At 41.2% G+C, this 24,398-nt stretch carries 17 protein-coding genes, 8 tRNA genes, 3 rRNA genes and 1 riboswitch; of the genes, 1 reads left to right on the forward strand and 27 read right to left on the reverse strand.

Going from position 1 to position 24,398, the window contains the following annotated elements:
• Window positions 1-61 precede the first annotated feature (61 nt).
• The 4 genes from rny to JW886_RS08955 all read right to left on the reverse strand — a co-directional run bounded on the left by rny (window position 62) and on the right by JW886_RS08955 (window position 5,322).
• Complete coding sequence (rny, locus tag JW886_RS08940; protein ID WP_200407472.1) at window positions 62-1,657, reverse strand: ribonuclease Y; 1,596 nt, start codon at window positions 1,655-1,657, stop codon at window positions 62-64.
• A 194-nt stretch (window positions 1,658-1,851) separates the two neighbouring features.
• Window positions 1,852-2,565 (reverse strand): glucosamine-6-phosphate deaminase, encoded by a 714-nt coding sequence (locus JW886_RS08945; protein ID WP_075525341.1) that lies wholly within the window; start codon window positions 2,563-2,565, stop codon window positions 1,852-1,854.
• Between the two features lie 98 nt (window positions 2,566-2,663).
• A complete protein-coding gene (gene metK / locus JW886_RS08950; protein ID WP_205871905.1) occupies window positions 2,664-3,863 on the reverse strand; it encodes a methionine adenosyltransferase in 1,200 nt (399 codons plus the stop codon).
• Window positions 3,861-3,984: riboswitch (SMK box riboswitch) on the reverse strand. It overlaps the preceding gene by 3 nt.
• Before the next feature lie 144 nt (window positions 3,985-4,128).
• Window positions 4,129-5,322 carry an SAM-dependent methyltransferase gene (locus JW886_RS08955; RefSeq protein ID WP_075525343.1) on the reverse strand — a complete coding sequence of 398 codons (1,194 nt, stop codon included), beginning with the start codon at window positions 5,320-5,322 and terminating at the stop codon, window positions 4,129-4,131.
• Window positions 5,323-5,491: 169 nt separating this feature from the next.
• Between JW886_RS08955 and JW886_RS08960 the strand changes: the two genes are divergently transcribed.
• A complete protein-coding gene (locus tag JW886_RS08960) occupies window positions 5,492-6,247 on the forward strand; it encodes a biotin--[acetyl-CoA-carboxylase] ligase (RefSeq protein WP_205871906.1) in 756 nt (251 codons plus the stop codon).
• Window positions 6,248-6,387: 140 nt separating this feature from the next.
• Here JW886_RS08960 and JW886_RS08965 read toward each other — a convergent pair whose 3' ends face one another.
• The 23 genes from JW886_RS08965 to upp all read right to left on the reverse strand — a co-directional run bounded on the left by JW886_RS08965 (window position 6,388) and on the right by upp (window position 24,303).
• Entirely contained in the window at window positions 6,388-6,855 is a 468-nt protein-coding gene (locus tag JW886_RS08965; protein ID WP_075525345.1) for a PspC domain-containing protein, read from the reverse strand.
• 22 nt (window positions 6,856-6,877) lie between these two features.
• Entirely contained in the window at window positions 6,878-7,081 is a 204-nt protein-coding gene (locus tag JW886_RS08970; protein WP_200407475.1) for a PspC domain-containing protein, read from the reverse strand.
• Between the two features lie 63 nt (window positions 7,082-7,144).
• Complete coding sequence (locus JW886_RS08975; protein WP_205871907.1) at window positions 7,145-8,248, reverse strand: DUF4097 family beta strand repeat-containing protein; 1,104 nt, start codon at window positions 8,246-8,248, stop codon at window positions 7,145-7,147.
• A 270-nt stretch (window positions 8,249-8,518) separates the two neighbouring features.
• Entirely contained in the window at window positions 8,519-10,156 is a 1,638-nt protein-coding gene (locus tag JW886_RS08980; protein WP_205871908.1) for an amidase domain-containing protein, read from the reverse strand.
• Window positions 10,157-10,469: 313 nt separating this feature from the next.
• The gene (locus tag JW886_RS08985; RefSeq protein WP_075525348.1) at window positions 10,470-10,916 is read right to left on the reverse strand and encodes a transporter; all 447 of its coding nucleotides are present in this window, start codon (window positions 10,914-10,916) and stop codon (window positions 10,470-10,472) included.
• Between the two features lie 184 nt (window positions 10,917-11,100).
• Window positions 11,101-11,997, reverse strand: coding sequence for a class II fructose-bisphosphate aldolase (locus JW886_RS08990; protein ID WP_075525349.1), 897 nt, complete (start codon window positions 11,995-11,997; stop codon window positions 11,101-11,103).
• A 155-nt stretch (window positions 11,998-12,152) separates the two neighbouring features.
• Window positions 12,153-12,238: transfer RNA gene (locus tag JW886_RS08995), tRNA-Leu, on the reverse strand.
• A gap of 35 nt (window positions 12,239-12,273) precedes the next feature.
• Window positions 12,274-12,345: transfer RNA gene (locus JW886_RS09000), tRNA-Gly, on the reverse strand.
• 24 nt (window positions 12,346-12,369) lie between these two features.
• Window positions 12,370-12,442 (reverse strand) — tRNA-Thr (locus tag JW886_RS09005).
• A 12-nt stretch (window positions 12,443-12,454) separates the two neighbouring features.
• A tRNA-Leu gene (locus tag JW886_RS09010) sits at window positions 12,455-12,536 on the reverse strand.
• A gap of 8 nt (window positions 12,537-12,544) precedes the next feature.
• A tRNA-Lys gene (locus JW886_RS09015) sits at window positions 12,545-12,617 on the reverse strand.
• A gap of 17 nt (window positions 12,618-12,634) precedes the next feature.
• Window positions 12,635-12,707 (reverse strand) — tRNA-Asp (locus tag JW886_RS09020).
• A gap of 26 nt (window positions 12,708-12,733) precedes the next feature.
• Window positions 12,734-12,806, reverse strand: a tRNA-Val gene (locus JW886_RS09025).
• 2 nt (window positions 12,807-12,808) lie between these two features.
• Window positions 12,809-12,924 (reverse strand): 5S ribosomal RNA (gene rrf / locus JW886_RS09030).
• A gap of 82 nt (window positions 12,925-13,006) precedes the next feature.
• Window positions 13,007-15,907: ribosomal RNA gene (locus JW886_RS09035) — 23S ribosomal RNA — on the reverse strand.
• Window positions 15,908-16,040: 133 nt separating this feature from the next.
• Window positions 16,041-16,113: transfer RNA gene (locus JW886_RS09040), tRNA-Ala, on the reverse strand.
• A gap of 91 nt (window positions 16,114-16,204) precedes the next feature.
• Window positions 16,205-17,751, reverse strand: a 16S ribosomal RNA gene (locus JW886_RS09045).
• Together the 16S, 23S and 5S rRNA genes with 8 tRNA genes alongside form the textbook arrangement of a ribosomal RNA operon.
• A gap of 238 nt (window positions 17,752-17,989) precedes the next feature.
• A complete protein-coding gene (locus tag JW886_RS09050) occupies window positions 17,990-18,649 on the reverse strand; it encodes a trimeric intracellular cation channel family protein (RefSeq protein WP_075525844.1) in 660 nt (219 codons plus the stop codon).
• Between the two features lie 101 nt (window positions 18,650-18,750).
• On the reverse strand, window positions 18,751-20,691 hold the full coding sequence (thrS, locus tag JW886_RS09055) for a threonine--tRNA ligase (RefSeq protein ID WP_205272024.1): 1,941 nt from the start codon (window positions 20,689-20,691) through the stop codon (window positions 18,751-18,753).
• 436 nt (window positions 20,692-21,127) lie between these two features.
• The gene (locus JW886_RS09060; RefSeq protein WP_075525846.1) at window positions 21,128-21,445 is read right to left on the reverse strand and encodes an ATP cone domain-containing protein; all 318 of its coding nucleotides are present in this window, start codon (window positions 21,443-21,445) and stop codon (window positions 21,128-21,130) included.
• A gap of 84 nt (window positions 21,446-21,529) precedes the next feature.
• A complete protein-coding gene (locus JW886_RS09065; RefSeq protein ID WP_241003761.1) occupies window positions 21,530-22,780 on the reverse strand; it encodes an Nramp family divalent metal transporter in 1,251 nt (416 codons plus the stop codon).
• Window positions 22,781-22,931: 151 nt separating this feature from the next.
• Complete coding sequence (locus JW886_RS09070) at window positions 22,932-23,540, reverse strand: nitroreductase family protein (RefSeq protein WP_075525848.1); 609 nt, start codon at window positions 23,538-23,540, stop codon at window positions 22,932-22,934.
• 133 nt (window positions 23,541-23,673) lie between these two features.
• Window positions 23,674-24,303: a uracil phosphoribosyltransferase gene (gene upp / locus JW886_RS09075; protein WP_075525849.1), complete on the reverse strand. Its 630-nt coding sequence runs from the start codon at window positions 24,301-24,303 to the stop codon at window positions 23,674-23,676.
• Between the last annotated feature and the right edge of the window lie 95 nt (window positions 24,304-24,398).

The raw sequence follows: 24,398 nt of genomic DNA on the forward strand, positions 1-24,398 counted from the left end.
AATTGAAATTTATCGTTTTATTTTTGTAACTTATATAAAAAATCTGCCCTAGGGCAGATTCTTATTTTGCATAATCAATGGCACGTGTTTCACGTATCACTGTTATTTTGATGTTTCCTGGATAATCCATTTCATTTTCAATCCGGTTTTTGATGTCCCGTGCGAGGACAGTCATCTTATCATCGGACAATTTATCAGGTTTTACCATCACGCGGATTTCGCGACCAGCTTGTAAGGCGAAAGCTGTATCCACCCCAGCAAAGCTAGTAGAAATTGCTTCCAAATCCTTCAAGCGTTTGATGTAATTTTCCACAGATTCGCGGCGTGCTCCAGGACGTGCAGCAGATAAGGCATCAGCCGCTGCCACAAGTACTGCGATATTGCTCATCGGATCAGTATCGCCATGGTGACTCGCAATCGCATTAATGACCACTGGATTTTCCTTGTACTTACGGGCAAGTTCTGTACCAATCTCAACGTGGCTTCCCTCAACTTCATGGTCAAGTGCTTTACCAATATCATGCAAGAAACCTGCACGTTTAGCAAGTGCCACATTTTCTCCCATTTCGCCAGCCAAATTACCAGCAATATGAGCAACTTCAACTGAGTGATCAAGTACGTTTTGTCCATATGAAGTACGGAAATGCAAACGTCCCATAATCTTCATCAAGTCAGGATGCAAGTTATGCGCCCCAACTTCAAAGGCTGCTTGTTCACCATATTCACGCATTTTATGATCAAGTGCTTTGCGGTTTTTCTCAACCAACTCTTCAATTCGCGCTGGATGAATGCGACCATCTTGAACCAATTGTTCAAGCGTCATACGAGCAATTTCACGACGTATTGGGTCAAATCCTGAAAGTACCACGGCTTCTGGCGTATCATCAATGATGACATCAATCCCAGTTAATGCTTCAAAAGTACGGATATTTCGACCTTCACGACCAATGATCCGCCCCTTCATCCCATCATCTGGCAAATTGACCACTGAGACAGTTTGCTCAGCGACCGAATCAGATGAAACGCGTTGAATAGCAAGTGAAATAATATTCTTAGCTCGTTTATCCGCTTCAGCTTGAGCTTTTTCTTCACTTTGACGGATGATTTGAGCCATTTCTTTAGTCAAACCATCTCGTGTTTCGTTCAAGATGATATCACGCGCGTCTTCCACGCTCAAATTAGAGATGCGCTCTAATTCAAGACGTTTCTTTTCTTCAATATGGGTTAATTGTTCTTCACGCTTACTGAGTGTATCAGTTTTTCTAACGAGGTTTTCCTCTTTAGAATCTAAGTTTTCTTCTTTTTTCGTCAAGGTATCATCCTTACGATCCAAGATTTCTTCACGTTGTTTTAGGCGTTTTTCAGTCTCCTTTAACTCCTGACGTTCTTGCTTAAATTCATTTTCGATTTCACGACGTTGCTTTTGTTCTTCTTCACGAAGGGTGTAACGGGCTTCTTTTTTGAAGGCTTCAGCCTCCAACTTTACAGACTCCGCCTCACGTTTAGCACGCGCCATCACCTCATTTGCTTTATTTTCCGCTTCATTAAAGAGTGATTCAGCATCTTGCTTATTTTTCTTAATGTTTTGAGCATAAAAAATAAATGCGACAACCAATACAATCAATAAGAGTAACAGAACGATAGAAATAATGTTCATTAGTCTCCTCTAAAGCTAGTATTACTGCGGTTCAATCTTACTAGCAGCTTGATTATATATTAATGTATTTCATCTAATAAAATACTTAACTATTATACCATTTTAAGCTTCATTATTCAACGAAATATTGCGTAACGCTTTCAAAAAACAAACGGAGAAAAGGAGATGAATAAAAAGTACCTTTTAGAGGCACCTTATTCGCTTAACTGAGAAGCTGCTGCTTCGTCTAAAATAAAAGTAACATTGGGATGAGTTCGCAAAATGGAGGCAGGTACCTCTTCTGTGATTGGACCTTCTAGGACGGCTTTCATGATCTCCGCTTTAGTCTTGCCTTCTGCTAAAACTAGAAGTTGTTTACCGGCAAGAACAGTACGAGGTCCAAACGTAACGTAAGGAGAGGCGGGCTCTTTATCTGTTAGAGTCAAAAGATTATTATAAATCTCATCTCCCTCTTCAAAAGAGACCGCATAGGTTTCACGATCAAAGCTTGTATAACCAGGCATATTAGCACAAAAATGACCATCAGTCCCTATCCCCATGACTATCAAATCCAATCCTCCATCCTGCAAGATTTTTTGATCATAGGCTTGATTATTTTGCGAAGTGAGCTCATGCAAATTGCCATCATCAATATGTACACGGTCATAAAAGGCTGTTTTTAAGGCACGCATTGTCAATCCATAACGCTCTCCAACCAGAGGCACCTCATCAAAATTGTAATAATGTATACTCGAACGATCAAAATCCATTCGTTGCAATTTATCAATCAAAATTTCATACATACCAAGGGGTGTATTTCCCGCTGTCAAGGAGAGATTAACGCGCTTAGATTCCATCATTTTTTCAAGCACAATCGCCGCAGCAAGCTCACTCATTGTCCCATAGTCTTTTGCTATAATTTTTTTCATCTTCAACTCCTTCTTCCTCTTAACTCCATTTTACAGGAATGGGGAACCGATTTAAAGCGATTTCACTCATGGAAAATAAAAAAGCGGAAATCCGCTTTTTATTTATTAAAGTAAGCTTTAAGTTCTGCTGCTTTATCTGTGTGTTCCCAAGGTAAATCTACGTCGACGCGACCAAAATGTCCGTAAGCTGCAGTTTGACCATAAATTGGGCGCAAGAGATCGAGCATTTTGATAATACCGGCTGGGCGGAGATCAAAGACTTTACGTACTGCTGCCAAAAGTTCATCGTCTGAGACTTTACCAGTACCAAAAGTGTCAACGTTGATAGAGGTTGGCGTCGCTACACCGATGGCATAAGACAATTGGATTTGCGCTTTATCAGCAAGTCCAGCAGATACAATGTTCTTAGCAACATAACGCGCTGCATAAGAGGCTGAACGGTCAACTTTTGTTGCATCCTTACCAGAGAAAGCACCACCTCCGTGGGGAGCATAGCCACCATAAGTATCAACAATAATTTTACGTCCAGTCAACCCTGAATCCCCTTGAGGACCACCAATAACAAAACGTCCTGTTGGATTGATGAAGTATTTCGTTTCATCATCTAAAAGTTCAGCTGGAATAACTGCCTTGATGACTTTGTTAATCACATCATCGTGAATTTCTTCGTTTGTTGCTGACGCAGCATGTTGAGTAGAAATAACGACTGTATCAATGCGTTTTGCTTTGCCATTATCATCATATTCTACAGTGACTTGTGATTTTGCATCAGGACGCAAGTATGAAATTTCACCTGACTTACGTAAATCAGCTAATTTTTTAACTAATTTATGTGAAAGAGAGATGGCAAGTGGCATATATTCGGCAGTTTCGTTAGTTGCAAAACCGAACATCATTCCTTGGTCACCAGCACCAATCAAGTCAAGTGGGTCAATGGCATTTCCATCTTTATCCCGTACTTCTTCCGCTTCATTAACACCTTGAGCAATATCCGCAGACTGTTCAACAAGCGAGACGTGAACGCCGACTGATTTATAATCAAAACCATTTTCAGAGTCCGTGTACCCAATTTTTTTGATGGTTTCACGAACGACATGCGCAATATCAACGTAAGCTGATGTTGAGATTTCACCAAAGACATTGACTGTCCCTGTATATACGACTGTTTCACAAGCAACGTGTGCATGTGGGTCTTGTGCAAGAATGGCATCAAGAATGGCATCTGAGATTTGGTCTGCAACCTTATCTGGATGGCCTTCTGATACGGATTCTGATGTAAATAAATGTTTTTCTGACATTAAAAATGTCCCCCAATCTAAATTATGGTTACAAGGCGTCTTTGAAGGACGTGCCGTTTTACTGACCAGCTGGTCAGTAAACTTACAGCCCTATCAAATCCTTTCGGGACTCGTAACTCTTCTATTTTACCTTTTTTTTATGAAAATTGCACTCTTCTTTTTACAAAAATTCGCACATCATTTTACTGACACGTCTGTCAGTAAATTTTTTCATTCCTGACTTAACTTTTATCCCGTCATTAGCGGCTAGCCAAGCATCCTTTGTTTAATGTTTTTTAAACATGTATTCGCGAGTCATTGGCAAGCCTTGACCTGAAGCACCTTTAGTCAAAAGATATTGTACAACATCAATATTTCCTGCTTCAAAACTTGCTGCACAGGCTTGGAGATAGAGTGTCCACATCCGAGCAAACGGACGACCCATTTCTTTTTCAACTTCATCAAAAACAGCCAAGTAATTTTCATTCCAAATTTCAAGCGTTTTTTGATAATGACGCCGTAAAGGTTCTAAATCATCCAATTGTAATTTTGCAGTCATGATATGTTCAACATTTTCTGCGATATTTGGAATATAACCGCCTGGGAAAATATATTTTTCAATAAAGGGATCTACTCCAGCACCACGGTGTTGTCCTGTAATCCCATGGATAAGTGCACGTCCATTTGGTTTCAAATAATCGTACACTTTTTGGAAATACATTTCCAAGTTTTCTTTTCCTACGTGCTCAAACATGCCTACTGAAGTAACATAATCAAAGTCTTTATCTTTGAGGTCACGATAGTCAATCAGATAAACTTTAACTTGATCTTCTAAACCTAACTCTTTGGCTTTATTTACCACATAGTCATACTGCTCTTCAGACAATGTCACGCCGACTGCTTGCAAACCGTACTCTTGTGCAGCAGTAAAGATCAGAGTCCCCCATCCGCAACCGATATCAAGCAAGCGACCACCTGCTTTGCTGTCTAATTTATCTAAAATATGGTGAACTTTAGCAATTTGTGCTTCTTCAAGTGTCATTTGATCATTTTCAAAATAAGCACAAGAATAAGTCATTGTTTTATCTAACCATTTATTATAAAAATCATTCCCGATATCATAGTGGCTGTGGATGTCTTCTTTAGATTGCTTTTGGGAATGATTCCCCAAAAGTTTCATCATTGACTTTCCAAAACCTGATTGATCTGTCAAAAAACTATCAGCTTTTCGATAAGCTGATGCTACAAGTTCTTGGATACTACCTTCAATCTCAATGTCTTCATGCATATAGGCTTCGGCTAGGACCAAAGTTGGCATTGATGATAAATCACTAAAAGAGAACTTTTTATTAAAAGTGATGCGAACTTGCGTGTCGCCCTCCCCATACTTTTCTGTTTTTCCATCCCAATAAGTAACCTCGATTGGAATATCAAAGGCTGAGGCAAGTGCTTTGTTCAAAACTGTTTTTTCAAATACCAAATTAATTTTCCTTTCCTAACTTTGCTATATTAAAACTATACTCCGAGCTTTTTTGAAAGTCAAATAGTTACTACTGTTAGAAAATCTGAAAATTCTTTCTTTTGTTTTTTCCTTTCACTTTTGGATAAAGTTGTACTGCTAAAAGCACATTTTCTGATATAATAAAAAAATGAGCGACAAACTAGAAAAAACAGGAATTTTATTAAAAAATAAGTGGCTTTCTGATGTGAAAATCGTAGCCGAATCAGAATCCACTCAAAAAGACGCTAAGCTTGATGCCCAAGCCAACTGTTTATATCTAACAGAGCAGCAGACAGCTACCTACGGCCGCTTTGGACGTCATTATTTTTCAGCTAAGGAGGGGGGGATTTATATGAGCCTTTCTCTTTTTCCAGAATCAGCACCTGAAAATTGGCCTGATTACACCTTATTAACTGGTGCCGCTGTGGTCTCCGCCATCGAAAGATTAACAGATAAAAGTCCACAGATTAAATGGGTTAATGATATCTATCTGGGACAATATAAAATCGCGGGAATTTTAGCTGAGGCTGTGATCAATACTGAAAGGGCCAATCAAGTAGTAATCGGAGTAGGGATTAACTTTAATATCACTGAATTTCCTGAAGAGATTGCCCATCGCGCAGGCTCGCTCTTTCAAGGGGAAACACCAACGGTAAGCCGCTCTGCATTGATTGCCGAAATCTGGTCCGAATTTCATCGTTTGTATAAGACGCGTACTTTTTTTGACTTTTACAAAGCCCACTCCTTTATTCTCGGCAAAGAAGTTGAATTTATTCAAAATGGCACAACTTATAGTGGACGAGCACTTGATCTTACCCCCAGAGGTGAATTGATTGTTCAACTTGAAAACGGTGAAAAAAAGATTTTATCCAGCGGAGAAATTTCATTAAAAAAATGGACTTAATAAAGTCCATTTTCTATTGGGAGTAATTATTATATAGGAGACCAGTTTTAGGTCATAGCGGACCAGATGTTTCATGGAAAGTTTACTGACAGCTCTGTCAGTAAAGAGCACAGTATTTTTTACCCTGTAAGCAGCCTATTTTAAAAGTCAGACCAATCATCTTCTTTTTCTACGGGCTCTGCTTCTTTCATTTTCCGTTTTTGTTTTGGATCAGGCTCGTCCCATGGATTTCCCCAATTGTTCGCTTGCCCTTTGTTTTGATTAAATTTATCTTCATAACGTTGTGACCAGCTATTCATCTTATCAGAATAACGTTGCGACCAACCGTCCATTTTTTCATCAAAATTTTGTGCTTTCCGATCCCAGTTTGCTTGATAAGTGTCCCCTTGATCGTCGTAATAACGGTTATTCCGAGCACTAGGCATAATCCAACTTGCTACAAAGTAAAGTGGAATCAAACCACCCCAGCTTCCAAAAGCAAGCACAACAAACAGAATGCGTAGAATAGTTACCACATCACGACCCAAGCCGAAGTATTCACAAATACCAGCGATAACGCCACTTACTCTACGGTTCGTTGTTGATTTTGTTAATTGTCTTTGTGACATTTTTTATCCTTTCTTCATAAACTTACTTTTGCGATTGCGTCATTAACAGACTCACAATCACATAAACAATGAGCAATGATCCCCAACTACCGAAAGTTCCAATCACAAGTAACACGCGAATGATGGTAATCATCCTGCGACTCAAGTCAAAGTACTCACCAAGTCCCCCAACCGTTCCTGCAATAACTCGATTTGTGTCTGATCTTTTCAGTCTTTTCTTCTTCATTTCTCACCATTTATTAACTTATGAACTGACAGCTTGGTCATTTACTGACCGCACCGTAAGTGCTTAATTTTCTTCTTGAGTGGTATCTTTCAACCAAATTGTTCCTGATTTTGTTTCAAATTCAAACGTCAGTGTATCTTCACCTTGGCGTACCAATGCCGCTCCATTGCGTCCAGCTTCAAAAGGAGTATCCAAGTTCAAACGTGTCTTATAACCACCAAAGATTGTTCTTACGTGACCGACGAGCCCTAATTTTTCTGGTACAGAAACCTTAATATCTCCATTAACATTTTTCATGTTTAATTGACGAGCTGTACCAGCTTTTTCTGTCAGTAAAATATTGCCATTAACCAGTGAGACATCGGCTGAGTTAAAGGCTGTAGTAATACGGATATTACCGTTCACTCCATTCAGGTCAAGACGATCAGTTTGACCTTCTAAAACTTTGATTTCTCCATTTTTATTATCAATTTTAATCTTATCACTGGTTACTTCTGAAAGTTCAGCGCCCCCGTTGATCAAGCCGATACTCATTTCCTTCACTGAAACTTTTTTCACCTTTAATTCTGCATGTGGTGCATTGATTTCAAAATTATCATATTCTTTTTCAGGAAGATAAAGTTCGATATCAGCAGCGATTCGACCACTCGCACTAAACTCTAGTGTCCCATCGACTACCTCAAACTTAGTTTTTTCAGCAACATAAGCAGCAATATTTCCTTCATCAACAGCGCCATAGATTTTGTATTCAACCTTGGCATGTGCTTTTTCACCAGGTAAAATAAGCACTTTACCACTCTTAATATCTAAATTGAGTCTTTGGAAATCCTCTTCAATGTCTTTTTCCACGGTATGTGATGTCGATTTTACTTTTGGAAAACCATTAGAAAAATCAATATTGTCATCTACTGCCTTTGAAACACCTTGGAAGATTTCTTTACCTTTTGTCAACAGACTTTCTGCAACATTCTTCATTGCATCTGGGAAGTCTACATTATGGTTCACATATCCCTCCTTATCGGTATAGGTAAATTGTGTTGATTCTTCATCACCAGAATTTCCCCCTTTCGGTGCAGTCCCATTTTTTTCAAGAAGTTCTAAAGCCTCCTCTTCTGTGATAATTCCGCGACGCATCAAGTCCATAATTCTATCTTTTTTATTAGCCATTATATCTGATCCTTTCTTTGCTTTATCAAATCAAAGCACTAAAATCTTTTAAACTTTTATATGAGATTGTCTTAACCTCGTAACCTTATTATCTCAAACTTTTCCCCCAAAAAAATCAGCCCAAAGGCTGATTTTTCAACAGTTTTTTATAAGGAACGATCTTTTCTAGCAACTTTTACTCCATCACGTGAATACCCGATTAGGATACTCAGTCATCAAGTTAATTACTATAAAAGTCAATTCTAGGTACCTTTTTTACAGAGTATCCCTTTATTTAGGTTGGATATAGGTTGCTAAAGCAGCAACACTCGCAGAAATATGTCGCTGACTTACTACATTGTTACCACGAACATTCATCTCCGAGACTAAGATAGAGTGGTCATCATAAACTTTCTCAACAAAGGCCACGTGACCATATTCAGAACTTGAGCCCGCAACCCCTGGTGGAAAGCTTACCGCATATCCCTCTGTAGGAACCATCGTAGTGAAATAACCTTGTTGTTGGGCATTTACACCCCATTCACCACCATTTCCCATGTGTGTGCCAATTTTGCCTCCTAATTGGATAATTCGGTTATAGACATATTGTGTACAATTACCAAATGCATAACTTTCTGCGCCTGGGTATTCAACTCCATTATAGGCTGGGAAGTCACTCTCTGCAGCTTTTGACGTCATGACAGGACTAGTGGGAATATTTTCTCCCCAAACCTCTGTTTTACTGTCTACATTATCGTAAAAATCCAAGTGATATTCCTGAATCAAGTCGATTAATTTTTGAGCGTATTCTGGGTCTGTAGCAAAAACTCCCTGAAGAGCTTGTGCAGCTTCTGTATAATTTTTGGCATGAGTTTTCCAACTTCCAGCATAAATATTCGGATTCCAAGTTGTTCCACTAAGCATAAGATTGATGTAATCTTCTAGAGATTGGTCATAGTTGCTATATACTCGAAAACTTTGTTCCATCAAATAAGCCTGATCACCTGCATACTCTTGTGTTTTAAAAGAGATAGACTTTCCAAAATAGGAGCCCGTAATATTGAAAATGTTAAAATAATTCACAGCCATATCACTTTGACCCGAGCCAGATTCCAAAATAGCCTGCGCCAAAATAATAGAAGCAAACAAATTATTTTTTCCAGCTAAAATTTGTATACGAGGAGCGATACTCTTAATAAAAGCTTCTGTACTAGAGTTATCAATCTTATCAATTGTTTTTGCAGCCTGAATTTTTTTCAGTGTAGGCCCCTCATAAACCGAGTCGCCAGTCCCCGCCTCTGAAGCTGTTCTCGTCACAGAGGTATTTGATGCTGGCTGAGCATATGTCCCACCAACATAGCTTTGCGCATTTTCAGTAGGCGTAGCTACAGGAGTTGCTGTAGAAGTTTGATTTGCTTGGGGGGCAGCTAATGATGGTGAAACAGCAACCTTTGATTGGCTCCCAGTACTCTTAGCTTCTGATGACTTACTAGGTGAACTAGGGGCTTTTTGGGACGTTGAAGGTTTCGTAGTAGTTGAAGGTCGAGTTGTGGAAGGTTTTTCTGATGAAGAGGGCTTAGGTTTTGAAGATGATGTCCCACTACTCTCACCACCTACTGCTGCAGAACTACTATTGCCAGTAGTCGTTTTATCTCCCTCATCTGTTGTTCCAGAATTGTTCGTTGATTCGTCTGAACTCTCGCTAGTGCTTGATTCCTGGCTAGAACTACTCGTTTCATCTGCGCTCGACGAAGAAGTGAGATTTGTCGCTGTTCCCTTTTCACTTGTCATTGTGGTCGCATCATTAGAAAGAGTAGAAGTTAAATCAGCAGCTTTAGCTGCCCCACCGAAACTTCCCAGACTAATCAGCAATGTTGTACCCGCTAGCAGTTTTAAGTTAGTATTCACACGTCGATTCTTTTTATTCATCTATTTATATTCCTCCATGGTTAGTGCTGTTGCTCGCATTATAATCATTCTATCGCCTTTTAAATCTTAAATCAAATATAACCCTTCTAAATTAATATACGATAAACGAGCGATAATGTAACCAAAATATTCTAGATGAAAACTCTTCTCTTTAGTCAAAGCGTGACTAAGCCCAATATATTCACTTTTTCTCCTTTTTTAAATTTTATATTTATTCATAGTAAAATGATAGTTATTTAAAAAATATCAAGATTTAGACTCATGAAGAGAAATAAAATGTTTTTATAGAAGCACTCATATCAAATCTTATCGCTTACCACTGCCTTAATGCGGCAACTGAAAAACTTGAACTCAATATGACTAGAAAATAGCCAATTACAAGTAGCTTAAGAATATTCTCATCATAACGAATTAATAATGGAAGTATAAATCCCATGAAGGAAAATAATGGCAGCCACGTTCTCACCAAGTAGTTTTTCCACACTAATGCGAAAATGATAAGAGACAAGAGCGCCCCACCTAAAAGTAAAGCGATCAATAAAGGTGCAGTGAGAGAATGCAAGTTACCAGGAATCCAAAAAACGCCATGCTTCAATATTTTGTCAACCTTCTCCTCATAAGTAATATTGTTATAATATCGTTTCCAGTTCACTTTAAAAAATTCATGGTTAAAAGCAATATAAACACCACTTACAAATAAAGAGAGAAGTGCGTAATCAAATAAAATCCACTTTTTAAACTTAGACAACCGTTTTGGCATAATAACACCTCTTCAAAAAGGATAAATACTAATCAAATTATTTCCGTAACCATACTACCATTTTTTTAAATCATTTGCAATCTTTTATATAATTTTCTTAACATTCACTCAACTTTGCTTTTGTGGGTATACAAAGAAAAAAAGACTGCTCAAGAGCAGCCCTTTTTTTAAGTATGAAAATTGATTAAGCTTTGTTTGCTGAACCAAATACATCGATACGTTCTTCAACAGCAGTTGTAATTGCATCGAAACCAGGTTTCAAGAATTTACGTGGGTCAAAGAGTTTTTTCTTCATGTATTCTGCTTCGTTTGCATCAAATTCGTTAACGAATTTACGTGTAGCAGCTGCGAAAGCAAGTTGACATTCAGTATTAACGTTAACTTTAGCAACACCGTTAGCGATAGCTTGACGAATTTGATCATCAGGAATACCAGAACCACCGTGCAATACGATTGGTACATTGTGTCCCATAGCTTCAACGAGTGCTTTGTTCAATTTTTCAAGGTGATCAATGTGGAGACCTTTCCAGTTTTCTGGATAAGGTCCGTGGATGTTACCAATACCTGCAGCGAGGAAGTCAACACCAAGTTTAGCCATAGCTACAGCATCATCGATAGGAGCAAGTTCACCTTCACCGATAATACCATCTTCTTCACCACCGATAGAACCAACTTCACATTCTACAGAGATACCTTTGGCATGTGCCAATTCAATAATTTCTTTAGCATCTTTCAAGTTTTCTTCAATAGGAAGATGTGAACCATCAAACATAACTGAAGTATAACCGATTTCGATACATTCTTTAGCATCTTCAAAGTGACCGTGGTCAAGGTGAATTGCTACTGGTACTGTGATACCCATTGATTCTACAAGAGTTTCAATGAGGAGCTTGCACATTTTGTAACCACCCATGTATTTAGCCGCACCCATAGAAGTTTGGATCAATACTGGAGTCTTCTTAGCTTCTGCTGCACGCAAGATAGCTTGAGTCCATTCAAGGTTGTTTGTGTTGAAACCACCGATAGCGTATCCGTTATCACGAGCGGCTTGTACGAATTTTTCTGCTGAAACGATTGCCATTTCAAAATCCTCCGAATATTTTATTACTTACTTAGTATAGCATTTTGTGAAGTATTTTTCTAGTGTAAGCTCATAAAATCCCTAAGTAACCGCTTCACTCCAACGTTTAAACTGAAACAAAAAAAGTTAGTAACATTTGCTACTAACTTTGGCTATCCCGAGGACCGGTTTCGAACCGGTACGAAGGTTACCCCTCGCAGGATTTTAAGTCCTGTGCGTCTGCCAGTTCCGCCACCCCGGGTTATTATAGAAAAACTCCCACTGGGAGGATTAACAAGCGAACGACGAGATTCGAACTCGCGACCCCAACCATGGCAAGGTTGTGTTCTACCCCTGAACTACGTTCGCAATACCTTTTCTGCCTTTCGACAATGCCGACTACATGATTCGAACACGCGACCCTCTGATTACAAATCAGATGCTCTACCAACTGAGCTAAGTCGGCTAATACCTAAGATGCGGATGAAGGGACTTGAACCCCCACGCCGTTAAGCGCTAGATCCTAAATCTAGTGCGTCTGCCAATTCCGCCACATCCGCTAGGATTATGACCCGTGCTGGGCTCGAACCAGCGACCCTTTGATTAAAAGTCAAATGCTCTACCAACTGAGCTAACGAGTCATTAGTATTTCTACTAACGGTTCCGACGGGAATCGAACCCGCGATCTTCGCCGTGACAGGGCGACGTGATAACCGCTACACTACGGAACCTATTCAATTAAGGCTGAACCAACCTATGGGAGTTAACGGGATCGAACCGCTGACCCTCTGCTTGTAAGGCAGATGCTCTCCCAGCTGAGCTAAACTCCCAAACTTGGCCACTCGCCTATCTCCCAGGGGGCAACCCCCAAGTACTTCCGCCGTAGATGGACTTAACTTCTGTGTTCGACATGGGAACAGGTGTATCTCCATCGCAATGATGACCAAATCATTAAATGTTACCTTGAACATTCAAAACTAAATAACAATTCTTCTAACTCATAAACCTTAAGCATTTTATATTTGACTCTTTGGTAAAGTCCTCGAGCGATTAGTACTGGTCCGCTCCACGTCTCGCAACGCTCCCACTTCCAGCCTATCTACCAGATCATCTCTCTGGGCTCTTAATTCTTACGAATGGGTAATCTCATCTTGAGGTGGGCTTCGCACTTAGATGCTTTCAGCGCTTATCCCTTCCCTACATAGCTATCCAGCCGTGCTCCTGGCGGAACAACTGGTACACCAGCGGTAAGTCCATCCCGGTCCTCTCGTACTAAGGACAGATCCTCTCAAATTACCTACGCCCGCGACGGATAGGGACCGAACTGTCTCACGACGTTCTGAACCCAGCTCGCGTGCCGCTTTAATGGGCGAACAGCCCAACCCTTGGGACCGACTACAGCCCCAGGATGCGACGAGCCGACATCGAGGTGCCAAACCTCCCCGTCGATGTGAACTCTTGGGGGAGATAAGCCTGTTATCCCCAGGGTAGCTTTTATCCGTTGAGCGATGGCCCTTCCATGCGGTACCACCGGATCACTAAGTCCTAGTTTCCTACCTGCTCGAGTTGTAGCTCTCGCAGTCAAGCTGGCTTTTACCTTTACACTCTACGATTGATTTCCAACCAATCTGAGCCAACCTTTGAGCGCCTCCGTTACTCTTTAGGAGGCGACCGCCCCAGTCAAACTGTCCGTCAGACACTGTCTCCCTGGCCGATTATGCCAGCGGGTTAGAGTAACCATAAGTCAAGGGTAGTATCCCAACAACGCCTCAATAGAAACTAGCGTCCCTATTTCAATGGCTCCTACCTATCCTGTACATGACTTACAGGTACTCAATATCAAACTACAGTAAAGCTCCATGGGGTCTTTCCGTCCTGTCGCGGGTAACCTGCATCTTCACAGGTACTAAAATTTCACCGAGTCTCTCGTTGAGACAGTGCCCAAATCATTACGCCTTTCGTGCGGGTCGGAACTTACCCGACAAGGAATTTCGCTACCTTAGGACCGTTATAGTTACGGCCGCCGTTTACTGGGGCTTCAATTCATACCTTCGACTTACGTCTAAGCACTCCTCTTAACCTTCCAGCACCGGGCAGGCGTCACCCCCTATACATCACCTTGCGGTTTAGCAGAGAGCTGTGTTTTTGATAAACAGTTGCTTGGGCCTATTCACTGCGGCTGGCTTTTACACCAGCACCCCTTCTCCCGAAGTTACGGGGCTATTTTGCCGAGTTCCTTAACGAGAGTTCTCTCGATCACCTGAGGCTACTCGCCTCGACTACCTGTGTCGGTTTGCGGTACGGGTAGATATGACTTTACGCTAGAAGCTTTTCTTGGCAGTGTGACATCACGGAGTTCGCAACCGTAGTTGCTTCCCCATCACAGCTCAATGTTAAAGAGAAATGCATTTGACACATCTCACACCTCACTGCTTAGACCAGAATCCATTAACTGGCATCCGTTAGCCTACTGCGTCCCTCCATCACGATCATATCTAGTACTGGAATATCAACCAGTTGTCCATCGACTACGCCTTTCGGCCTCGCCTTAGGTCCCGACTAACCCAGGGCGGACGAGCCTTCCCCTGGAAACCTTAGTCTTACGGTGGATAAGATTCTCACTTATCTTGCGCTACTCATACCGGCATTCTCACTTCTTAACGCTCCAGCACTCCTCACGGTATACCTTCATCGCGGTTAAGAACGCTCTCCTACCATTGATAAAATATCAATCCAAAGCTTCGGTAATATGTTTAGCCCCGGTACATTTTCGGCGCAGGGTCACTCGACTAGTGAGCTATTACGCACTCTTTGAATGATAGCTGCTTCTGAGCTAACATCCTAGTTGTCTGTGCAACCCCACATCCTTTTCCACTTAACATATATTTTGGGACCTTAGCTGTTGGTCTGGGCTGTTTCCCTTTCGACTACGGATCTTAGCACTCGCAGTCTGACTGCCGAACATGTGTATTAGCATTCGGAGTTTATCTGAGATTGGTAATCCGAGATGGACCCCTCACCCAAACAGTGCTCTACCTCCAATACACTTACATTTCGACGCTAGCCCTAAAGCTATTTCGGAGAGAACCAGCTATCTCCCAGTTCGTTTGGAATTTCTCCGCTATCCACAAGTCATCCAAACACTTTTCAACGTGTCCTGGTTCGGGCCTCCAGTGCGTCTTACCACACCTTCACCCTGCTCATGGATAGGTCACTAGGTTTCGGGTCTACATCATGATACTAAGTCGCCCTATTCAGACTCGGTTTCCCTACGGCTCCGTCTCTTCAACTTAACCTCGCATCATAACGTAACTCGCCGGTTCATTCTACAAAAGGCACGCTCTCACCCATTAACGGGCTCGAACTTCTTGTAGGCACACGGTTTCAGGTGCTATTTCACTCCCCTCTCGGGGTTCTTTTCACCTTTCCCTCACGGTACTGGTTCACTATCGGTCACTAAGGAGTATTTAGGGTTGGGAGATGGTCCTCCCGGATTCAAACTGGATTTCGCGTGTCCAGCCCTACTCAGGATACTGCTAGGTATAAGCGCTATTTCGTCTACGGGATTATTACCCTCTTTGATTAACCTTCCCAGGTTATTCGACTATAATGCTTAAGTCCACGTTGCAGTCCTACAACCCCAAGAAGCAAGCTTCTTGGTTTGCCCTTCTTCGCGTTCGCTCGCCGCTACTTACGAAATCGTTTTTACTTTCTCTTCCTGCAGGTACTTAGATGTTTCAGTTCTCTGCGTTACCTTCACGTAAGCTATGTATTCACTTACGGATAACTGCTAGTAGCAGCTGGGTTTCCCCATTCGGAGACCTAGGGATCAATGCGTACTTACTGCTCCCCCTAGAATATCGTCGTTAGTCACGTCCTTCATCGGCTCTTAGTGCCAAGGCATCCACCGTGCGCCCTTATTAACTTTGCCATGATGATTTAAATCATCGTTTTTCAAGTATAAGTTTGTAAATTCTTTAAAATTCACAGCTTTTCGGTTTATTTATCGTTATTAGATATTGTTATTTAGTTTTCAATGTTCAAGTTTGAAACTTTCGTTTCAATGGAGCCTAGCGGGATCGAACCGCTGACCTCCTGCGTGCAAAGCAGGCGCTCTCCCAGCTGAGCTAAGGCCCCACAATCAAGAAGTTGATTCTTGTGTAGGTTTTTTACTAAACCCCTCAAAACTGAATAAAGTTGAATGCTCACTCTTGTATATATTCCTTAGAAAGGAGGTGATCCAGCCGCACCTTCCGATACGGCTACCTTGTTACGACTTCACCCCAGTCATCGGTCTTACCTTAGGTAGCGCCCTCCTTGCGGTTAGGCAACCAACTTCGGGTACTCCCAACTCCCGTGGTGTGACGGGCGGTGTGTACAAGGCCCGGGAACGTATTCACCGCGGCGTGCTGATCCGCGATTACTAGCGATTCCGACTTCATGTAGGCGAGTTGCAGCCTACAATCCGAACTGAGAATGGTTTTAAGAGATTAGCTAAACATCACTGTCTCGCGACTCGTTGTACCATCCATTGTAGCACGTGTGTAGCCCAGGTCATAAGGGGCATGATGATTTGACGTCATCCCCACCTTCCTCCGGTTTATCACCGGCAGTCTCGTTAGAGTGCCCAACTTAATGATGGCAACTAACAATAGGGGTTGCGCTCGTTGCGGGACTTAACCCAACATCTCACGACACGAGCTGACGACAACCATGCACCACCTGTATCCCGTGTCCCGAAGGAACTTCCTATCTCTAGGAATAGCACGAGTATGTCAAGACCTGGTAAGGTTCTTCGCGTTGCTTCGAATTAAACCACATGCTCCACCGCTTGTGCGGGCCCCCGTCAATTCCTTTGAGTTTCAACCTTGCGGTCGTACTCCCCAGGCGGAGTGCTTATTGCGTTAGCTGCGATACAGAGAACTTATAGCTCCCTACATCTAGCACTCATCGTTTACGGCGTGGACTACCAGGGTATCTAATCCTGTTTGCTCCCCACGCTTTCGAGCCTCAGTGTCAGTTACAGGCCAGAGAGCCGCTTTCGCCACCGGTGTTCCTCCATATATCTACGCATTTCACCGCTACACATGGAATTCCACTCTCCTCTCCTGCACTCAAGTCTACCAGTTTCCAATGCATACAATGGTTGAGCCACTGCCTTTTACACCAGACTTAATAAACCACCTGCGCTCGCTTTACGCCCAATAAATCCGGACAACGCTCGGGACCTACGTATTACCGCGGCTGCTGGCACGTAGTTAGCCGTCCCTTTCTGGTTAGATACCGTCACACGAGGAGCTTTCCACTCTCCTCGTCGTTCTTCTCTAACAACAGAGTTTTACGATCCGAAAACCTTCTTCACTCACGCGGCGTTGCTCGGTCAGACTTTCGTCCATTGCCGAAGATTCCCTACTGCTGCCTCCCGTAGGAGTTTGGGCCGTGTCTCAGTCCCAATGTGGCCGATCACCCTCTCAGGTCGGCTATGTATCATCGCCTTGGTGAGCCTTTACCTCACCAACTAGCTAATACAACGCGGGATCATCTTTGAGTGATGCAATTGCATCTTTCAAACTTAAAACTTATGTTTAAAGCTATTATGCGGTATTAGCATTCGTTTCCAAATGTTGTCCCCCGCTCAAAGGCAGATTCCCCACGCGTTACTCACCCGTTCGCTGCTCATCCAATCGGTACAAGTACCAATCTTCAGCGCTCAACTTGCATGTATTAGGCACGCCGCCAGCGTTCGTCCTGAGCCAGGATCAAACTCTCAAATAAAGTATTTAAGTCACCGAAGTGACTGGCTTGTCTTTCATTATTGATTGACAGATTTTTGATGTATTTCTACATCACATGAGTCATTCTTCTTTATTCAGTTTTCAATGGTCTAGCTCGCTTCAAGACCCTCGTCTCTCGCGACAACTATTATATTCTATCAAACCTAACTCCCCTTGTCAAGAATAAACTGTGACTTTTTCACCTTTTTATTCAGTAAACCTCTCAAAACCCTCTGTTGTCACATTTTTCCTATGCTCGGTAAATTCCATTTTCGCTCTTCGGTAACAATACGAACGATAACAATAAACAGTACAGCTAAAATTAAGGCGGTATCTCTACTAAATAGATCATAAGTATAGACGTATAGTAGCCCACCAATGACACAAGGAAGGGCGTAGATATTTTCTCGGAAGATCATAGGCACTTGGTTTGCGACGATATCTCTAAGCATTCCTCCCCCTACTCCTGTAAGGACGCCTAAGAAAATAATCAGGAATTCATTATGGATGTAGCCTTTCGAAATTCCAGCATCAATCCCCAACACTGTAAATATCCCTAAACCAATAGCATCAGAGATAAGAAGGAGCCGATTATAAAATCGTGATAGTTTTAATATTGTTAATCCCGTCTGGTATTTGTTGATAACAGTAGCTCCTATCATAGCTACTATTGAGGAAATAATAGATAAAGTGATAAAAAAAGGAGATTTAAGTGCAGATGGTGGCGTATTTCCTAGAAGAAGATCTCTAAATATTCCCCCTCCTACAGCAGTGATAGCTGCAAGAACTGACACTCCAAAAACATCCAATCCATGACGCATCCCTACAACAGTTCCCGAAATTGCAAAGGCTACTGTTCCAAGTATTTCAAGGAATAGATAAATATTACTGATTGCCATATACACCTGCCTTAATTGTTTAATATTTTTGCTTTATATATTATACCTCATGTTGGTCTTTAAATAACAAAAAAGACTGCACTTCACAGTCTTTTATATTTTTAATTTACACGGCTAAAGTTAGCGACATCTGTTTCCAAGTTTTTGATAAACTCTTCTAAAGGCAATACGGATGTTTCTTTTGAGCCATAGCGTCGAACATTTACCGTTCCTTCTTCTAATTCTTGGTCACCAACTACGATTTGATATGGAATTTTATGCGTTTGGGACTGACGAATCTTCCATCCCATTTTTTCGTTTGCTTCGTCTACCACAACTCGGAAGCCTTTATCTGACAATGTTTTTTGAATTTTCCATGCATAATCAGAATGAAGATCAAGATTTACCGGAATAATTGTCGCTTGGGTTGGTGCTAGCCAAGTTGGGAAAGCTCCTTTGTAAACTTCGATAAGATAAGCAATGAAGCGTTCTAGCGTTGAGATTACTCCCCGGTGAATCATGACTGGACGATGTTTTTCACCATCAGGCCCAATATAATTAATGTCAAAGTTTTCGGGATTTAAGAAATCCAGCTGAATGGTTGATAATGTTTCCTCGTTACCGAGTGCTGTACGCACTTGAATATCGAGTTTAGGCCCGTAAAAAGCGGCTTCACCTTCAGCTTCAACATACTCTAAATTCATATCATCCATCGTTGCTTTGAGCATTGACTGAGATTTCTCCCACATTTCATCATCTTGGAAATATTTCTCAGTGTCTTCTGGATCACGATAGCTTAACCGGAAACTGTAATCATTAATGCCAAAATCACGATACATTTCCATGATAAGTTGAAGGATTTTACCAAATTCTTCTTGAACTTGTTCAAGCATCACAAAAGTATGGCCATCATTGAGCGTCATCTCGCGAACACGTTGGAGTCCTGATAAAGCACCAGATTTTTCATAGCGGTGCATCATTCCAAATTCTGCGATACGAATTGGGAGCTCACGATAGCTGTGAACATCGTGTTGGTAGATCGCAATATGACTTGGACAGTTCATAGGACGAAGTTCCATTTCCTCACCATCGCCCATATCCATTGGTGGGTACATATCTTCATGATAATGTTGCCAGTGTCCTGAACGTTTATAAGTATTAAGGTTCATCATTACAGGCGTGATGACATGTTTATAACCATTTGCAACTTCTTGATCTTCCACGTAGCGTTGGATAATTCGACGAATTGTCGCACCATCTGGAAGCCAATAAGCTGTTCCTGCTCCAAGTTCTGCATCGTTAAAGAAAAGGTTTAATTCGCGACCAAGCTTACGATGGTCACGTTCTTTGGCTTCTTCGCGCATTTTAAGATTTTCTTCCAAATCTTCTTTCGTGAACCAAGCTGTACCATAGACCCGTTGCATCATTGTATTATCTGAGTTACCACGCCAATAAGCTCCAGCGACATTCAAAAGATGGAAAAATTTGATAACCCCAGTTGATGGAACATGAGGGCCACGGCAAAGATCTGTATATTCTCCTTGCTCGTAAATCGTCAAACCACCTTCATCTTCATTATGCTCTTCAATAAGCTCAAGCTTATAAGGATCATTAGCAAAAATTTCTTTTGCTTCTTCTTTTGAAACTTCTTTACGGATAGATTTGAAATTTTCTTTGACAATTTTCTTCATTTCCGCTTCAATAACTGGCAAATCTTCATTAGAAATTTGTCCAGCTGCATTGTCTGTGTCATAGTAGAAACCGTCTCGAATTGCTGGACCGACCCCTAAATGAATCTCTGGAAAATGTCGTTTAGCCGCTTGGGCGAAAAGGTGAGCCGCACTGTGCCGTAAAATTCCAAGAGCGTCTTCATGGTCTGGTGTGACAATCTCAAAGTTAGCATCTTCAGTAATTGGTCGTGTTGCGTCAATCAATTTCCCATTAACTTTACCAGCGAGTGTCTTTTTCGCAAGGCTAGGTGAGATTGATTTAGCAATGACAAATGTCGTTACACCTGATTCAAATTCTTTGACGTTGCCATCTGGAAAAGTTATTTTAATCATATTTTTTGCCTTTCTGCTGTTTGTTTTCGGTTTTCGTCAGCTTTGACGAAATAAAAAAACGCAAATCGCTCCTTATTGAAAAGGACGCAATTTGCGTGTTACCACCTTAGTTCAGACTTTGCTTTACTGACCATGCTGTCAGTAAAGCAAAGTATTCTCATCATTGACGTAACGTGTCAGGGACGCTTTTCTGTTATCCAGAAAGAATTTTTGGAAGAGTGGTATTTTTAGCTGCCATTTTCAGGCTCGCATCAACCGCCTGATTTCTGAAAAATTTTCACTAAAAACTTGTCTCTTCTACTATTGTAAGGGTTCATTCATTTTTTGTCAAGAACGAAATCAAGGAAGAACTAAAAATTTTTAAGGAAAATTACTGACGGTGCGATCAGTGACGTTTTGATCAAAAAAATGCTGAAAATCAGCATTTTTTATTTTTTTAATGTCTTTGTTCAATATTTTGCTTTGTCTTGTAAGCTAGAAAGTCTCGCGCCACGTCTTTATCAAAATCGTTAAGTTGCTTAACGACTTGATTTTGTATCGTCTCAATCTCGATTTTTTCAAATGAAAGTTCAGCAATGACCTTCTCTACAACTTTTGTCACGTTATTAGCGATCATATTCGCATGGAGCGGTTTATCCTTATACTTGCCATTTATAGCTGCTTTGAATACTGCAGTTTGAATACGAAAACTATCCCAGTCTACAACATGTCCATTTCGCTTTATGACCACTTTATTGATTAATTTTGGCTGCATAGGCCCTCCTTTTATAAGTGACAGACTCGTAACTTCTTTGGTTAGAAGCCTTTGTTTGAATTCCTTCTTTTATTGTATCAAAAATCAACCCTGAAATGTAGTAATGACTAAGATAACATTTAGCAAAGTAATAAAAATCCCCATCGCTAAGAGTAAAGCTTTTGTGTACCAAACATTTTTGTACTTGCCCATTACTTTTTGTGAATTGGTCAAGTAAATCTGTAAAAAGATCGTAATAGGCAATTGGATGCTGAGGAAGACTTGACTATAAATCAAGATTTGAAAAGGAGAGGTAATCGTACTCAAGCCAATTATTGCTCCCGTAGCGACCAGAATTGTTAGGAGTACGCCTACTTTGCTATGAATTTCACGAATGTCATACGGCTTACGATAAATCCCAGCAAATATAGAACCTCCAGCCATTCCTGCGGTTACAGACGAAGCTACCCCCGCAAAAAGAAAGGCAACGGCAAAGAGGATAGCTCCTGCTGAGCCCAACAGCGGCTTAAGCATTTCCTGTGCTTGATCGATTTCTGTTACCACATGTGGGAAAAAGAGTGCGGCAGCGAGAATAATAATAGCACTATTAATCACCCAGCCTAAAAACATTGAAAAGAGTGTATCAAAAAATTCGTATTTGAGTTGCCGTTGAATCACTTTTTCATCCTCAAGATTCCACTGCCGACTCTGGATCACTTCAGAGTGAAGGAAAAGATTGTGAGGCATTACTACTGCTCCAAGCGCACTCATAATGATGGGAATTGAAGCAGAGCTCATACTTGGTGTGACACTAGCCTTTGCAGCAGCTATCCAATCCACATGAGGGATAATAAAAAGCTCAAACAAAAGCGATATTCCAATAACACTGACAAACCCAATGATTACTTTTTCAATTTTGGAATAAGAATTACTGAACAAAAACCAGATGACCAAAGCTGCCGTTAATAAACTCCCTAAAGAAAGCGGCAACTTAAATAACATCTGCAAGGCTAAGGCACCTCCTAGTATTTCTGCTACCGCAGTAGAGATAGAGGCTAATACTGCTGTTGCTAACACGATCCGACTCGTAACTGGTTTAAGATATTCTGTGGCGTTTTCGGATAAACATTTCCCTGTTACAATCCCTAAATGAGCCACATTATGCTGTAAAAAAGCAAGCATAACCGTGGAGAGAGTGATTACCCAAAGAAGTTTATAGCCAAATTGAGAACCAGCGGCTAAATTTGCTGCCCAATTACCTGGATCAATAAAACCCACTGCAACGATAAGCCCTGGTCCAACATAGCGAAGAAATCCTAAAGCAGGATGCTTTTCATTTTTTAAAAGTTTATTCACGCTGTTCCTTTCCTTATTTTTCATGATACTTTTAGAGTAATTATAGCACCTCCTGTTGATAATTTCAAAATTATTCGCATCGGCTAAAAATACAAAAAAAGACCACCTGGATGAAAGGTGACCTTTAGTGAGTAAGATTTAGCAGTAGTGTTTATTTCGCGATCACGAAACGGTCTTCATCGTTCATGAAGTCCTTATCTCCAGCAGGTGCTTCAATAGAACCGAATACAAGTTGGCCACGCAATTTCCAGCTTGCTGGAAGGTTAAATGTTTGAGCAACAGTTTCGTCAATAACTGGATTATAATGTTGCAAGTTGGCACCAAGACCAAGTTCTGCAAGAGCCGTCCATGCATTCACCGTGATAATTCCAGAACCTTGTTCTGACCATACGGGGAAGTTATCCGCATAAAGAGGAAATTGTTCTTGAAGAGAGGCTACAACAGCAGTATCTTCAAAGAAGAGCGCTGTTCCAAAGGCAGCCTTGAAGCCATCAAGTTTTGCTTTAGTTCCAGCCCAAGCACTTTCTGGTACACCTTGACGGTCCATTTCTGCTTTTAAGTCAGTTGCTACGATTTCGCCCCAAAGTTTTTCTTGGGCATCACCCGTAACGATCAAGACACGTCCTGTTTGGCTGTTAAAGGCTGTAGGTGAGAGGCGTACCGCTTCTTTAATTGTGTCAATAACTTCTTGCTCGTCTTTAACGTTTTTTCCAAGAGCATAGATTGTGCGGCGGTTTTCAAGTGATTTTAAGAATGTCATAATTTCGTTGTTCCTTTTCTTTTGTTTTTGTTTACATATGTAATCTTACCAAATAAATTTACAGTTGTAAACTAATTTGACTCGAAAGATAAAAAAGATTGCCTCAGCAAATAGAGGCAATCGTGTTGTTTTATTATTTTGTTCCAAAAAGACGGTCACCTGCGTCACCAAGCCCTGGGATGATATAACCTTTTTCATTTAAATGGTCATCAAGCGCAGCAGCAAAAATATCAATATCAGGATGCGCTTCTTGTAAAGCTTTTACCCCTTCTGGTGCAGCCACAAGGCAAACAAACTTAATGTTCTTTACACCACGCTCTTTCAATACATCTACACCCAAAATCGCTGAGCCACCCGTAGCCAACATAGGATCCACGAGAAAAACTTGACGTTCAGCGATATCTGTAGGCATCTTGACAAGGTATTCAACAGGTTTCATAGTTTCTTCGTCACGGTACATTCCAATGTGACCCACACGTGCTGCCGGAATCATTTTGTAAATTCCATCAACCATCCCAATACCTGCACGTAAAATCGGCACAATCGCTAACTTTTTACCTGCTAAACGCTGAGCAGTCATATGGGCAACCGGTGTATCAATCTCCACATCTTCAAGTGGCAAATCACGTGAAACTTCATAAGCCATAAGCATGCCAATCTCGTCAACGAGTTCGCGGAATTCTTTTGAAGAAGTCTCTTTACGACGCAAGATAGAGAGTTTGTGTTGAATCAATGGATGTTCTACGACTTGAATTTTTGACATTTTGATTTTTCCTTTCAATAAAACCCTTTGTTGAACAAAGGACCGATGTGCGAATGACCCGTTTTGAGAAAAAATACTCATTTGGGCAAAATTTT

It is taken from the genome of Lactococcus taiwanensis (assembly GCF_017068355.1).
Taxonomy (GTDB): Bacteria; Bacillota; Bacilli; order Lactobacillales; family Streptococcaceae; genus Lactococcus; species Lactococcus taiwanensis.